The sequence below is a fragment of the Corynebacterium sp. HMSC04H06 genome (assembly GCF_001815935.1).
Taxonomy (GTDB): Bacteria; Actinomycetota; Actinomycetes; order Mycobacteriales; family Mycobacteriaceae; genus Corynebacterium.
In genome coordinates this window covers 22,727-36,548 of the sequence record NZ_KV823418.1, presented here as the reverse complement: position 1 = coordinate 36,548, position 13,822 = coordinate 22,727, and the positions used below count along the sequence as shown (strand labels likewise).

Below are 13,822 nucleotides of genomic sequence, written 5' to 3'. Positions count from 1 at the left end.
TAGCCCGGCATAGTAGAGGCCATGTTGGAGGTGCACTATTTCGCGGCCGCCCGCGCCGCCGCCGGGACGGCTCAGGAGCAGATCTCGGACGTGCAGGTGCCCGCCCGCCTAGGCGAGCTGCTCGATCAGCTGGCCGCCGCGCACCCAGGGACCACGGAAGCGGGTATGGGTCTGGAAGAAATCCTTCCGCGCTGCACCTTCCTCGTCGACGGTTCGGCCGCCGGCGACAGCTACCGCGGGGTGGCGCTGGAAGGGGTTACCCGCGTGGACGTCCTGCCGCCTTTCGCGGGCGGCTAGGAGCGGCCGCCGTTGGCCAGGCGCCGGACCGGGCTGGTGAAGAAGTTGACCACGCCGGAGACCAGCGAGAGCACCACCGCGCCCAGGATGGCCGGCCACCAGCCGTCGATGGCCAGGTTGCCCACGCCTAGATCCAGCTGGTTGAGTAGCCGCTCGACCAGCAGCAGGACGGCGCCGTTGATGACCAGGGTGAATAGTCCCAGCGTCAGGCAGGTAATCGGCGCGCCGAGGATCCGCAGCACCGGGGTAACCACCGCGTTGACCACGATGAAGGCAATGGCCACGGCGATGAATGTGCCGGAGGAGCCGGGCTCGTTGGTCGAGCCAATTTCGTTGAAGCCGTTGGCCGCCGGCGGGACGATGTCCACGCCCGGCACGAAGGCGACCACGACCCACAGGGCGATCGCGATGGCCACCACGTTCAGGGCCAGGTTGACGAGGGTACGCATGGCGGGGCACTCCTTGCGGTTGACGTTTCGCCCCATTCTAGCGGTCCCGCCGTGACCGCCTAGTCCGCCTGTGCCGTGGCGGCGCGGAAGGCGGCTACCAACGCGTCGGTTTCCTCCGTGGTGGTGACGGTGATGCGGATGCCCTCGTCGAAAGCGCGCACCAGCACACCCTCGGCCGCGATCCTTTCGGCCAGCTCCTGCGGCGTGCCGAAGGCGGCGATGGCCGGCGCCGGTAGCCACACGAAGTTGGCCTCCGAGTGCGGGCTGCCGAAATCGGCCAGCTCGGCGGCGACGCGTTCGCGCTGCTCGACCGCCTCGTCGGTGCGGGACTGGAGCGCGGCAGCATCCGCCAGCGATGCCAGAGCGCCGGCCTGGCCCACGGCGTTGATGGAAAACGGCACGGCCACCTGGTTGAGCGCGGCGATGATATTCGCGGCGCCGAAGGCGTAGCCCACGCGCACCCCGGCCAGGCCGTAGGCCTTGGAAAACGTCCGCATGCCCACCAGGTTCGGGTACCGGTGCAGGTACTGGCTGACGTCCGGGGTATCCGCGGCGCGGTTGTACTCGAAGTAGGCCTCGTCGAGCGCGACGATGACGTCGCCGGGCACCTTGTCCATGAAGTCGGTGAACTCCTGGTTGGTGATGGTGGTGCCCGTCGGGTTATTCGGGTTGCACAGGAAAATCAGGCTGGTGCGCTCGGTGATGGCGCCGGCCATCGCGGCCAGGTCCATGCTGTGGTCCGCTCCCAGCGGGACGGCCACCGGCTGCGCGCCGACCACCTGGACGAAGATCGGGTAGGCCTCGAAGGAGCGCCACGGGAAGATGACCTCGCTCTCGGCGGTGGAGGTGATCTGCACCAGTTGCTGGCAGATGGCCGAAGAGCCGGTACCTACCGCCACCTCGTCGAAGTCCACGCCTAGGTGCTGGGCCAGGGCCTCGCGCAGGGCCACGGCGCCCATGTCCGGGTAGCGGTTGGCCCCGGCGGCGGCCCGGTTCATCGCTTCCTGCGCAGCCGGCAACGGCGGGTGGTTGGCCTCGTTGGAGGACAGTTTCACGGCGTCCTCGTTGCGCGCGCCGGGCCGGTAGACGGGTAGGGAGGAAAGATCAGGACGAATCATGGACTTAACCTTAGGGGTTGCGGGGCCCGCGCGGGCCGAAATCGAAATCTGCGGTGGTCGGGCCGAAGGCCTTGAGCCCTTGCGGTGCAGGGGTGGTGGCTCGTGCTGTAAACGTCCTGCCTTCCGATAATGCCGAGAAAAGTGTGAAGGTCACTACGTCGGCAGGATCTTCCCTGGCTCGCGATGCCCGCGGACCTTCCCGCGGCGGTAGGGAGGGGTGAGTTTGTTTCTGTTTTGGTTAACAGGTACCCTAAATCTTCGTAACTCATGGTGCGACGGCTGGTTCGCGCTAGCTAGAAGCACCGCGTTTTACGCTGGAGACGTGCCAGAGCGGCCGAATGGGGCTCACTGCTAATGAGTTGCCCTCTTAACGGAGGGCCGGAGGTTCAAATCCTCTCGTCTCCGCCGCATTTTCCGCCCGCGCTCCGAGGTAGCTTATTCCTCGGGACGCGGGCGTTTTTGGCTTTGTGCAGGCCTTGTCACGGCGGATTGCGAATCTGCGTGAGCAGAGTATAAGTAGTGTAATGACAAAATCCGGGCGGCCAGACAAAAACGCATCCACAGTATCGGAGGCGAATGCCTCGGAGCACCCGGCCGGGCAGGATCCCGCCCGGTGGCGCGTACTCATCGTCCTGCTCGTCGCGATCTTCATGTCGCTGATTAGCGTGTCCATTGTCAACGTGGCCCTGCCGTCCATCCAGGCCGGCCTGGACGCCAGCGACTCCGACGTGCAGTGGGTGCTGTCCGGTTACGCGCTCACCTTCGGCGTGGTGCTGGTGGCCGCCGGGCGCGCCGGGGACTTGGTGGGCCGCGGCGGCATCTTCCTCGTCGGTATCGCTATCTATACCCTGGCTAGTGCCTCCGCGGGTTTCGCGCCGAACGCCGAGTCGCTGAACCTGTCCCGCTTCATCCAGGGCATTGGCGCGGGCCTGCTCAACCCGCAGGGCGTGGGCATGATCCAGCAGTACTTCCGCGGGGCGGAACGTGGGCGAGCCTTCGGCTATTTCGGCTCCACCGTGGGCGTGGCGGTGGCCATCGGGCCGGTGCTGGGCGGCTTCCTCATCCGTGTCGGCGGCGCGGACCTGGGTTGGCGCCTGACCATGCTGGTCAATTTCCCCATCGGGCTTCTGGCCATCGTCCTAGGGCTCATGTGGTTCCCGCGGCCGCTGTTTTCCAGGGTGCGCGACAGCGCCGGGGAGAAGGTTGGGGCCTGGCAGGCGTTTAAGTCCCTGGACCCGGTCGGTGCGCTGTTGCTGGGGCTGGCGGTGCTGTGCGTGCTCTTCCCGTTCGTGGAATCCTCCGGCTCGCGGTGGGTCTGGGCCCTCCTACCGGCCGGGGCGGTCTGCGTGGCCATCTGGGTGGCCTGGGAGCGCCACCATAAGTCCACCGGCCACGAGCCGATGGTGGACCTGGGAATCTTCCAGACCTTTACCTTCCGCAACGGCACCATCATCGCCACGCTGTGGTTCATGGGCATTACCAGCATCTGGGTGCTGGTCGCGCTGTATTTCCAGAACGGGCTGGGCTACTCCGCGCTGGTGGCCGGCTGTGTGGGCCTGCCCTCGGCGCTGCTGAACTCCGTGACCGCCACCCTGGCCGGCAAGAGCGTCTCGGTCTACGGGCGCCGCGTGGTGATTATCGGCATGCTGACCACGCTTTTCGGTCTGGTGACGACCATCGCGGTGATTTGGGGGACCACGCATTGGTCCGTCAGCGAGTGGTGGCTGGTGCTCACCCTGTGCTTCGTCGGCGCCGGCCAGGGCGCGGTGGTCTCCCCGAACCAGACGCTGACGCTGGCCGAGGTGCCCGCCAACTACGCCGGCTCCTCCGGCGCGGTCATGCAGACCGGGCAGCGGATCGGCACCGCGGTCGGGCTGGCGGTGACCACCGCCATCGTCTTTGCCACCCTGGGCAACACCGACGCCGATTGGCCCGGGGCCATCATCATGGGCTTCGCCATGATTACCGCGGTCTGCCTGGCGGCCCTGGGCTTCGGCGTGGCCGACCGGGTGGGGCGCCGGCGCTAGGACCACTTGGGCCGGGGCGCGACCCAGCGGTCCAGCTTTACGAAGAGCTCCTCGGCTGTGTCCGCCACGATGAGGCTGTCCCGGTCGGTGGCGCGCACCAGGCCTTGCTCCACCAGGTGGTCCAGCAGGTCCACCAGTGGGGCCCAGAAGGCCGCGCCGAACAGGGCCAGGGGCGTGGCGTGCAGGCCCAGCTGCTGGCGGGTCCAGACGTCGAAGAACTCGTCCAAGGTCCCGGCGCCGCCCGGCAGCGCCACGCAGGCCTCGGCCAGCTCGCTCATGCGCTGCTTGCGCTCGTGCATGGTCTCTACCACTTCCAGCCGGTCAAGCCCCGGGTGGGCGATCTCGCCGTCCACCAGGTGCTGGGGGATGACCCCGGTGATGGGCGCGCCGGCGGCGTGGGCGGCGTCCGCCACCGCGCCCATCAGCCCGACCTTGCCGCCGCCGTAGATAAGGCGCACCCCGTGCGTGCCCAGCGCGGTACCCAGCTCCCGCGCCAGCTCCAGGTTGTGCGGGTCCGTGCCGGTGCTCGCCCCCGTGTACACCGCCAGTGCGCGCGGGGCGGTTCTCGCCGCCAGTGCCGGGAAAACCTCCTCGGCCAGCAGCGGGGCGAGCGGCTTTTCCGGCGCGTGCGGGTTGACCCAGGCCAGCTCGGCGATCTCGTGGCTGGCCCGGGCGGAGACCTCGTAGGGGTAGCTAAAGACCGTGGCAGACACGGCGTGCCCGGCCTCGTTGGCCGCCGGGGCGTCAAACGTGCCGAGCTCCTTCAACGCCGCGCCGGCAAGTTCCACACCCAGCTCCTCGGCCACCTCGCGCACCGCGGCCTTAAGGGCGTTTTCGCCCGGCTCCGGCTTCCCTCCGGGGAACTGGAAGAGCTCGGTGCCAGCCTTGCGGACGGTGAGCACCTGCCCGGTGCGGTTGCGGAAAATGACGGCGCTGACGTTAATGGTCGGAGTGGGCATGGGCTACAGACTACACCGCGCCCGCCGGTGGTTAGGCCGGTTGACGCGGTGCATTGAAAGGCGCAAAAGACTGGCAGTCGCGTCCGTTGCCCAAACTCCGCACTTTGGGTTTATTCTTAGCAAGGCACGCCGGGAACCCCGGCACCGAACCAACGTCAATCAGTGTGGATATCAAGGGAGGTGGCGGACATGAGCAATTCGGTAGACGAGGCCATCGATCGGCTAGAGGATTTGCTGCGGACCGAAGGGGAAATCGATCCGAAAGCGGCGCCGGACATGCAAAGGCTCCTGGACACGCCTCCCATCCAGGACATCGTGGCGCTGGTCGAGCGCCAGAACAACGTCCGTGCGGCCGTGGTGCTGCGCCTGTTGCCGCGGGACAAGTCCATCGAGGTCTTCGACGCGCTGGACTCAGCGCACCAGGCCGATATCATCGACGAGCTGGGCAACGCCGACGTCTACGCCTTCTTCGACGAGCTCGACCCAGACGACCGAGTCTCCCTGCTGGACGAGCTGCCCGCCGAGATCGCCGATCGCCTGCTGCGCTCGCTGGACAAGACCGAGCGGGATGTCACCGGTGTCGTGCTGGGCTACCCGAAGGGTTCGGTCGGCCGCCGCATGTCCCCGGAGGTCCCGGAGATCTACCGGGAGATGACCGTGGATGAGGCGTTGGCCAAGCTGCGCGCTACTGCCGATGGCGTCGAGACTATCTACACCCTGCCGGTCACCCGCAAGGACCGCCGCCTAGTCGGCGTGGTCAGCTTCCGCGAGCTCTTCATGGCCCGCGGCAACCGCATGGTCGAGGACCTGATGCGCGAGCCAGTCTTCGCCTACGCCTACGACGACGCGGAGGAAACCGCCCGTTGGTTTTTGCCCCTGGACTTGCTGGCCATGCCGATCGTCGACGAATCAAAGCGCCTGGTCGGCCTGCTGACATGGGATGATGCCACGGACATCGTGGAAGAAGAGGACTCCGAGGATTCCGCCCGCGCCGGTGGTACTGAGGCCCTGCAGCAGCCGTATATGTCCACCCCGCTGCTGAAGCTGGTGCGCTCGCGCATTGTCTGGCTGTTGGTGCTAGCGGTCTCCGCTCTGTTGACCGTCCAGGTGCTCGACGCCTTCGAGGAAACCCTGGCGGCCGCCGTGGTGCTCAGTCTGTTTATCCCGCTGCTGACCGGTACCGGCGGCAATACCGGAAACCAGGCCGCCACCACCGTCACTCGCGCGCTGGCGCTAGGCGACGTGCGAAAAAAGGACATCCTGGCGGTGATGTGGCGGGAGCTGCGCGTGGGGATGCTGCTCGGCGCGGTGCTCGGCCTGCTCGGCGTCGGCCTGGCTACGCTGGCCTACGGCTTCGACATCGGCCTGGTCATCGGCATCACGCTGTTCTTGGTCTGTTCCATGTCCGCCACGGTGGGTGGGATGATGCCGATCCTGGCCAAGGCCGTGGGCGCGGACCCGGCGGTCTTTTCCAACCCGTTCATTTCCACCTTCTGCGACGCCACCGGCCTCATCATCTACTTCTTCATCGCCAAGGCTGTTCTGGGTATTTAGGGGCCGGGGGAGTCCCCGGGTGTGAGCGGTTGACTAGTCGACCCCGCGCGGGCCGTTTTCGGGGGTGGCCAAGCGGCTGGGTTGTGGCATATGTGACACAAGTTTTGTAAAGTTCCCCACATTAGGCAACAAAGTGTTGTTTGTTTCCTTACCCCATATGCGCACACCTAGGCGCTAAATCGCAGAGGCGCTACATCACCTAGGCGCTATATCTCAGTCTCACAGATTGGTGTTTCCCCATGACAACTCCACAGACTCACGAGTCCACCGCCCACGCAGAAGGCGAAGAGGACAAAGGCGTCAAGAAGGGTGAACTGCGCCGCCAGCTCATCGGGATCGTCGGCGGCCTCGCGCTCGCCATTATTGTCTTCTTCATCTTCCCGGCCAGCTCGGTGGAGACCGTGATGAACTCCAGCGGCGCGGATCCGGACGCGGAGTACAGTCACCTGGCTCTGCGCACCGTCGCGGCAGTGACCATCCTGATGGGTGCCTGGTGGATGACCGAGGCCCTGCCGCTGGCCGCGACCGCGCTCATCCCGCTGGCCGTCTTCCCGCTGGCCGGGGTCGGTGAGATTTCCGACGTGTCCTCGCCGTACGCCTCGTCCACCATCTTCCTGTTCTTGGGCGGCTTCCTCGTCGCGCTGTCGCTGCAGCGCTGGAACGTCCACCGGCGCATGGCACTGATGGTGGTCAAGCTGGTGGGTACCTCGCCCAAGCGCCTCATCCTGGGCTTCATGATCTCCACCGGCTTTTTGTCCATGTGGGTTTCCAACACCGCGACCGCGGTGGTCATGCTGCCCATCGGCATGTCCGTGCTGCAGCTGACCGCCGACACGGTGGGCGGCATGAAGAACCAGAAGCGGTTCGCCACCGCCCTGATGCTGGCGATTGCCTACTCGGCCTCCATCGGCTCCCTGGGCACCCTCATCGGTACCCCGCCTAACCTGCTGCTGGCCGGCTACATGAAGGAAACCCACGGCATTGAGATCGGCTTCGCCCAGTGGATGATGGTCGGCATGCCGGTGGCCATCATCTTCACCTTCCTGGCCTGGGTCGTGCTGATTACCGTCTTCCCGCCGGAGATGAAACAGATCCCGGGCGGCAAGGAGCTCATCGACCAGGAAATCAAGGACATGGGCCCGTGGACCGCCCCGCAGATCCGCGTTGCGATCATCTTCGCGCTGGCCGCCATCTCGTGGGTCTTCGTCCCGCTGCTCATCGACTGGCAGGGCTGGGAGGTCGGCTACGACGACGCCATCGTCGGCATCATCGCCGGCCTGCTGCTCTTCCTGCTGCCCGCCGACAGCAAGAACGGCGTGCGCCTGCTGGACTGGAAGACCGCCAACGAGCTGCCTTGGGACGTGCTCCTGCTTTTCGGCGGCGGCCTGTCGCTGTCCGCCATGTTCACCCAGTCCGGGCTGTCCCTGTGGGTCGGTGAGATGGCCAAGGGTCTGCAGGTCCTGCCGCTGTTCCTTCTCGTGGCCGCCGTCGCCGCGCTGGTGCTGGTGCTTACCGAGTTCACCTCGAACACCGCCACCGCCGCGACCTTCCTGCCGATTATGGGAGGCGTCGCCGTCGGTATCGGCCTGACCGACGCGGCCGCCATCAACGTGATGATCCTGACCGTCCCGGTCGCGCTCGTGGCCACCTGTGCCTTTATGATGCCGGTGGCCACCCCGCCGAACGCCATCGCCTACGGCTCCGGCTACGTCACCATCGGCGAGATGATCAAGGGCGGCCTCTGGCTCAACGTCATCGCCTTGGTCCTGGTGACCCTGGCGACCTATTTCATCGCCGTCCCCGTCTTCGGGATGGTCTTGTAAAAACCCGCCTCCGAAACGCCGGTTTATGCGCAATAAGCTGGCGTTTTGGTACTCGCCAAAAGGGCGGGTATAGTAATTCTTCGTTGCCGAGAGAACAGCGGTTCTTCGAGTTAAGCAACATGCGCCCGTGGCTCAACGGATAGAGCATCTGACTACGGATCAGAAGGTTGGGGGTTCGAATCCCTCCGGGCGCACCAATTGTCATGAGTCGCGACATGGTTGACAAACCGGCATCTCAGTTTCTTTTTGTTCTGGGGTGCCGGTTTCTTCTTATTCTGGGGCTAGGGGTGGGTCTGTTTGTTTCCAGTAGGGCTTTTGATAGTTGTGGCTGGTATCGATGTAGTGCTCGGTGATGACTTCGCCGGTTTCGGCTAGTGATGTGATGACGTGGTTGTCGGCGATGACCATGAGGATTTTCTGTCTTTTCCACTTGCAGCCGATGCCTAGGTGGAAGAGTTTGCCGGCGTAGCGCACGGTGGTTTTGCCGTCTGTCCCAGACGACGTCGTTTCTGGTGCGCCTTTCTTGTGTTGGGTTGTGGGCTGGGCTGGCTTTGGTGCCGGTGGTGTAGGCTTGGTGTGGGGTGCGTCGGCCTAGGGCTTTGTGGGGGCGTGTGGTGTTGTAGTAATCGCGGAATTCGTCAAGGCGTTTCTGCAGTTCAGCAACGGTTTTAGCGAGTGGGCGGGCAGTGATCCATTTTTTGAGTGTTTGGTGGAAGCGCTCGATTTTTCCTTGGGTTTGGGGATGTCCTGGCCGGCCGTTTTCTGTTGGATTTTGTTGGTGGTGAGGACTTTTTCAAAGGCGTTTCGTCCACCTTTGCGCCCTGCTAGGCGGGCGGTAGAGACGAGGCCGTTGTCGGTGAGGGTGGATGCTGGCGGTCCGTATTCAGTTATCAGGCGTGATAGTTCCTCGGCGACTTGTGTGCCGCTAAAGGCTGGGGCTGCGGTGATTGATAGCAGGTAACGGGAGTGGTCGTCGAGGAAGTCAAGGACTTCGATGCGGGTGGTGTCTGCTAGGTACAGGTGGGTGATGTCAGCCTGCCAGCATTCGTTGGGCATGGCCGCTTCAAAGCGGATGAAAGAGCTTTTGGGCTTCTTCTTGGATGCTGGGGTGATAAGTCCTGCTGTGGTGAGGATGCGGCGGATTGTCGAGGTTGAAGGGACTCGTTTGCCGTCTTGTTGCAGGTGGTAGGCAATGGTTTCTGGGCCTGCGTCGAGTCCGTGGCGTGTGAGTTGTTTTCGGATGGCGATGATGTCTTTGCGCACGGTGTCTGGCACGGCTTGGGGGTGAGTGCGTGGGGCGCGGGATTTTGGCGCGATGGCGTCGGTGCCGCCGGTGCCGAAGGCGTTGAGGATTTGGTAGACGCGTTGGCGAGAGATGCCGAATTGCTTGGCTACTTGTGATGGGCTTCGCTTTTGCTCACGGACGGCTTTGACGATGTCGAGGTTGCGGTTGGGACTGTTCATGGTGTCAAACATGTCCCGACTCACCTGTAAAACATTACCTGACACGGTAAGGGGGGGCTAAGTGTCAAGTTTGTCGCGACTCACCTGTCAAGTATCAGGACTGCCGTCGCAGGAACAGGGTGTCAAATATGTCGTGAACTCAGACACCTCCGGGCGCACAACACAAAGCCCCTAGCTGTGAAAACAGCCAGGGGCTTTAGCTATGCACAGGGTGGTTTAGCGGTAGACCATGCCACCGTCGGTCAGGATGGCCTGGCCGGTGATGTAGTCCGCGCCGGGGCTAGCCAGGAAGGAGACCAAGTCGGCGACGTCCTCCGGGGTCTGGGCGCGGCCCAGGGCGATTCCCTCGACGTTCTTCTGGTAGGTCTCGCCCAGCGGGGCGCCGGTGAGCTCGTGGAAGCGCTCGTCGATTTCGACCCACATGTCGGTGCCAACAATGCCCGGGCAGTAGGCGTTGACGGTGATGCCGTCTGCGGCGTACTCCTGCGCCGCGGTCTGGGTCAGACCGCGCACGGCGAACTTGGTGGCGGAGTAGGCGCCCAGGACCGGGAAGCCGTCGTGGCCGGCGATGGAGGAGGCGTTAATGATCTTGCCGCCGCGGCCCAGCTCCTTGAACTTAGCGGCAGCCGCCTGGATGCCCCACAGCACGCCCTTGACGTTGATGTCGAAGATGGAGTCGACCTCCCCGTCGGCGATTTCCGCGATGGGCTGGACCTGGGCGATACCGGCGTTGTTGACCATGATGTCGAAGCCGCCGAGCTCCTCAGCGGCCTTGTCGATGGCGGCGTAGATCTGGTCGCGAGAGGAGACGTCGGCGCCAATGGCGATCGCCTTGCGGCCGGTGCCTTCGATCTTCGCGACGGTGTCCGCGCACTTATCGGCGTCCAAGTCCAAGACTGCCACGTTGGCGCCGTCCTCGGCCAGCCGCAGGGCAATGGCCTGACCGATGCCGCGAGCGGCGCCGGTAACGAGTGCGACCTTGTCATCAATGCGCTGGTTTGTCATGAAACTCCCTCCGGTCGGCGGGCGGAGACCCGCGATTATTGGTTCACTATTCAAGTATCCGGGAGAATATAGTTTTCGACAATGATCTGGGTCACATGTCCGGCTTGGTGTGGCGTGGGGAATGATTGGGTGCTGCGGAAAATATCGACCTCTGCTCCACATCTGACCCGTCCACCTGGGAAACGTGGAAGAAATCGGTCAGAGGTCGATATTTTTCCGATGGGAAGCCCTAACCCAGCGCCCGCAGGTACCGCCGCGAGGTCAGGGCACCCCGGGCGAGGTCGATAACGGGTCGGGCAAGCCGCAGCCACCAGGTGGCGGGCTCGGAGCGGGCGAGGATGTCCAGGCGGGCGCGGTTTCCGGGCAGGCGGGTCAGGGTGAAGGTTTCGGCGCCGCGCTCGAGGTGGCCGGGGAGTGTTCCGTAGGTGAAGCCGCAGCGGTCGGGTTCGTCGATAACGTCGGTGACGCGGCAATAGAAATTCTTCACCAGTGGGCCAAGGCCGAAGCCGAGCTCGACTACCGCGCCGGACAGGGCCGGGCCGGTGGCGCGGACGCGGAAGACGCTGGCCTGAACCCGCCAGCCGCGCAGGCCGGCCGCGGCGGTGTCGAAGTCGGCGTCCAGTACACGGCTGGCGCGCAGCTGCGGCAGACGGTATAACTCCGCGGGCTGGTAGGTCAGCGGCTGGGCGCGCCGGCGGGCGGCGACGTGTTGGGGGAGCGGGTTAAAAGATTTCAATCCGTCCGCCCAGGGACTGGGACTGGCGCAGCAGCGCGACCCAGCCGTGGCCGCCGGGGTGCAGGCGCAGGACCGGGCGGGAGGAGATCTTGATGGGGGAGACCGACTCCTTGCGTGCGCCGGAACGGGCCTCAATGCGGGTGCGGGCGCGGTAGCCGGCGTCGGCGAGGTCCGCGATGGACGGCTCCGCGGAGGACAGCGAGTCGCGGGCGGCCTGCAGGAGCTCAAGGGACTCGTCCAGGGCGTCGACTAAGGCCGGGGCGTTGGTCTCACACATCTGCTGGACGAGCTCGGGGCGGGTGCCCGCCACGCGGGTGCCATCCTTGAAGGAGCCCGACGCCAGCGACTGAGCGAGGATGCCGCCGTTGTCGCCCACCACGGCGAGCAGCTCGGCCAGGATATGGGGCAGGTGGGAGATACGGGCCACGGCCGCGTCGTGGTTGTCCACGGTCACCGGGACGGCTTCCGCGCCGACCATCTGGGTCATGCGGGTCACGTCGGCGAAGAGATCGATCCAGAATTGGCCGATCCGCTCGCCGCGGGCCTCGCATTCCTGGGCGTGGTCGAAGGTGATGGCCCAGGCGGCGCGCTTGAACATGCCGGTCTGGGAGTTATTCCAGCCCGAGTTGGAGGTGCCGGCCATCGGGTGGCTGCCCACGTAGCGGGTCTCCATCTGGCGTTGCTTGATCAGGTCGTAGACGGCGGTCTTGACGGAGACGACGTCGGTGATGCCGCAGTTCGGGGCGTGTTCAGCGATGGCGTCGAGGACCTCTCCGACGGCCTCCATGGGCACGGCCACGACGATGAGGGCCCCCTCGGTTTCGGCGCGGTGGAGGATGGCCGGCAGATCGTCCGTGACGTCGTAGCCCTGCTTGACAGCGGTGCGGGCGCCGGACGTGGAGTGGTTGTAACCGAAAACGGAGTGTTTACATTCGGTCAAATCGCGCAGCAGAGAGCCGCCGATAAGGCCGAGACCGATAATGCAAATGGGACGTTGGACATCTGAAGAACTCACAGTGACAATCTTCCCACATTGCGACTACTCTCACGAGGTATGAACGACGCAAATTTTTCCGGGTACTCCTTCGCGGTCACGGTTCACCAAGATAACGGCCGCTGGGTGGTGCGCGAATTCGACGACGACTTTGACGACGCCGAGCGCACTGTGCGGGCCGTGCGGAGCCTGCGCACCGAGGGTGCCGCTTTCGGGATGGTCTGCGTCGACGACGACTATTTCGTCATCATCCGCCCCGTGCCCGGCGGAGTCTACATGCTGCTCTCGGACGCCACGATGGCGGTCGATGATGATTACGCGGCGGACTTTCTGGACATGCGAGACCTGGACGTGCCGGATATCGACCCGGATGATTTGGACGACGTGGACGGCTTCGCCGACGGCGACTTCGACATCTTGGCGGATCTCGGGGTGGGCGAGGACCAGCTCGGCTTCATCGTGGACAACGACGAGGACTGGCCGTCGGACATGTTGCTGCGCATTGCGGGCGATATCGGCTTCGGCGACGAGCTGGAGGAGGCCATCGACAACCTCGACAGCGACACCGACGACGAGCTCGACTGATGCCCGCGCCCACCCACGGCCTGCCGGACAGTGAGGGGTCGCGCCGGGCAGAAAGCCGCATGCGCCGCGCGCTCGAGGTGGCGGCCGGCACCCCGGCCGGGGACGTGCCGGTCGGTGCCGTGCTTTTTGATGCCTCAGGGCGCGAGCTGACCACCGGCGTCAACCGCCGCGAGCAGCGCCAGGACCCGACCGCCCACGCGGAGGTGGAGGCCATCCGGGCCGCGGTTAAAGAACACGGGGACGGGTGGCGGTTAACCGGCTGCGAGCTGGTGGTCACCCTGGAGCCGTGCGCCATGTGCGCCGGAGCGCTGCTGGGGGCGCGGGTCAGCTCGGTGGTCTTCGGCGCCTTCGAGCCGAAGACGGGGGCCTGCGGATCATGGATCGATCTGGTGCGCGCGCCGGGCGGGCTACACATTCCGCAGGTCCGGGCGGGGGTCCTCGACGAGGAATGTGCGCAGCTTATGGCACGATTTTTTGAACCACTGCGCTAGTTTGTGAGGTGCGACACCTTTACGGCGGCGCAGTCGAGTATTCACGCGTATGCTGGGGGCTACCCAAACGAATTTGTTTCTAACAAGGAGGAAAAGCATGGCTGATTTCGAGAATGCCAAGGACAAGGTCGTCGGTCAGGCTAAGGAAGCTTACGGCGAGGCTACCGACAACGACCAGGTTGCCAACGAGGGCAAGGGCGAGCAGACCGCTGCTGACGCCAAGGACAAGCTGTCCGACGCTGCTAACAACATCAAGGACAAGGCCTCCGAGGCCTTGGGTAAGCTGACCGGCGACGACAAGTAAGTCGTGGTCCCGGTGC

The 13,822-nt window shown here is 64.9% G+C and carries 13 protein-coding genes, 2 tRNA genes and 1 pseudogene; 9 read left to right on the top strand and 7 right to left on the bottom strand.

Features of this window, described 5'->3' with window-relative positions:
• Window positions 1–21: 21 nt before the first annotated feature.
• Window positions 22–297 (top strand): MoaD/ThiS family protein, encoded by a 276-nt coding sequence (locus HMPREF3067_RS04480; protein WP_070768531.1) that lies wholly within the window; start codon window positions 22–24, stop codon window positions 295–297.
• On the opposite strand, the gene HMPREF3067_RS04475 is transcribed toward HMPREF3067_RS04480, so the two are convergent.
• Window positions 294–746 carry a phage holin family protein gene (locus tag HMPREF3067_RS04475; RefSeq protein ID WP_070768585.1) on the bottom strand — a complete coding sequence of 151 codons (453 nt, stop codon included), beginning with the start codon at window positions 744–746 and terminating at the stop codon, window positions 294–296. The genes HMPREF3067_RS04480 and HMPREF3067_RS04475 overlap by 4 nt on opposite strands.
• Before the next feature lie 59 nt (window positions 747–805).
• Complete coding sequence (gene hisC / locus HMPREF3067_RS04470) at window positions 806–1,864, bottom strand: histidinol-phosphate transaminase (RefSeq protein WP_070768530.1); 1,059 nt, start codon at window positions 1,862–1,864, stop codon at window positions 806–808.
• Between the two features lie 316 nt (window positions 1,865–2,180).
• Here hisC and HMPREF3067_RS04465 point away from each other — a divergent pair.
• Window positions 2,181–2,269 (top strand) — tRNA-Ser (locus HMPREF3067_RS04465).
• A gap of 119 nt (window positions 2,270–2,388) precedes the next feature.
• The gene (locus tag HMPREF3067_RS04460) at window positions 2,389–3,891 is read left to right on the top strand and encodes an MFS transporter (protein WP_070768529.1); all 1,503 of its coding nucleotides are present in this window, start codon (window positions 2,389–2,391) and stop codon (window positions 3,889–3,891) included.
• Here HMPREF3067_RS04460 and HMPREF3067_RS10945 read toward each other — a convergent pair.
• On the bottom strand, window positions 3,888–4,850 hold the full coding sequence (locus tag HMPREF3067_RS10945) for a TIGR00730 family Rossman fold protein (RefSeq protein WP_083319133.1): 963 nt from the start codon (window positions 4,848–4,850) through the stop codon (window positions 3,888–3,890). The genes HMPREF3067_RS04460 and HMPREF3067_RS10945 overlap by 4 nt on opposite strands.
• Before the next feature lie 189 nt (window positions 4,851–5,039).
• Here HMPREF3067_RS10945 and mgtE point away from each other — a divergent pair, with 189 nt between their 5' ends.
• From mgtE to HMPREF3067_RS04440, 3 genes are all read left to right on the top strand, one after another.
• The gene (gene mgtE, locus HMPREF3067_RS04450) at window positions 5,040–6,404 is read left to right on the top strand and encodes a magnesium transporter (protein WP_070768583.1); all 1,365 of its coding nucleotides are present in this window, start codon (window positions 5,040–5,042) and stop codon (window positions 6,402–6,404) included.
• Between the two features lie 239 nt (window positions 6,405–6,643).
• Entirely contained in the window at window positions 6,644–8,227 is a 1,584-nt protein-coding gene (locus HMPREF3067_RS04445) for an SLC13 family permease (RefSeq protein ID WP_070768528.1), read from the top strand.
• 121 nt (window positions 8,228–8,348) lie between these two features.
• Window positions 8,349–8,424: transfer RNA gene (locus HMPREF3067_RS04440), tRNA-Arg, on the top strand.
• Window positions 8,425–8,497: 73 nt separating this feature from the next.
• On the opposite strand, the pseudogene HMPREF3067_RS04435 reads toward HMPREF3067_RS04440, so the two are convergent.
• The 4 genes and pseudogenes from HMPREF3067_RS04435 to HMPREF3067_RS04420 all read right to left on the bottom strand — a co-directional run bounded on the left by HMPREF3067_RS04435 (window position 8,498) and on the right by HMPREF3067_RS04420 (window position 12,447).
• Window positions 8,498–9,691: pseudogene (locus tag HMPREF3067_RS04435) on the bottom strand (IS481 family transposase).
• Window positions 9,692–9,907: 216 nt separating this feature from the next.
• A complete protein-coding gene (locus HMPREF3067_RS04430; protein WP_070768527.1) occupies window positions 9,908–10,696 on the bottom strand; it encodes an acetoin reductase in 789 nt (262 codons plus the stop codon).
• Window positions 10,697–10,925: 229 nt separating this feature from the next.
• On the bottom strand, window positions 10,926–11,432 hold the full coding sequence (locus HMPREF3067_RS04425) for a DUF1990 family protein (RefSeq protein ID WP_070768526.1): 507 nt from the start codon (window positions 11,430–11,432) through the stop codon (window positions 10,926–10,928).
• Window positions 11,419–12,447 (bottom strand): prephenate dehydrogenase, encoded by a 1,029-nt coding sequence (locus HMPREF3067_RS04420; RefSeq protein ID WP_070768525.1) that lies wholly within the window; start codon window positions 12,445–12,447, stop codon window positions 11,419–11,421. Before HMPREF3067_RS04420 ends, HMPREF3067_RS04425 begins: the two co-directional genes overlap by 14 nt.
• A 39-nt stretch (window positions 12,448–12,486) precedes the next feature.
• Between HMPREF3067_RS04420 and HMPREF3067_RS04415 the strand changes: the two genes are divergently transcribed.
• The 3 genes from HMPREF3067_RS04415 (at window position 12,487) to HMPREF3067_RS04405 (ending at window position 13,806) form a co-directional block, all read left to right on the top strand.
• Window positions 12,487–13,011 (top strand): tRNA adenosine deaminase-associated protein, encoded by a 525-nt coding sequence (locus tag HMPREF3067_RS04415; protein ID WP_070768524.1) that lies wholly within the window; start codon window positions 12,487–12,489, stop codon window positions 13,009–13,011.
• A 59-nt stretch (window positions 13,012–13,070) separates the two neighbouring features.
• Window positions 13,071–13,502, top strand: a complete 432-nt coding sequence (locus HMPREF3067_RS04410; protein ID WP_070768523.1) for a nucleoside deaminase — start codon at window positions 13,071–13,073, stop codon at window positions 13,500–13,502.
• A gap of 97 nt (window positions 13,503–13,599) precedes the next feature.
• The gene (locus HMPREF3067_RS04405; protein ID WP_070768522.1) at window positions 13,600–13,806 is read left to right on the top strand and encodes a CsbD family protein; all 207 of its coding nucleotides are present in this window, start codon (window positions 13,600–13,602) and stop codon (window positions 13,804–13,806) included.
• Window positions 13,807–13,822: the final 16 nt, after the last annotated feature.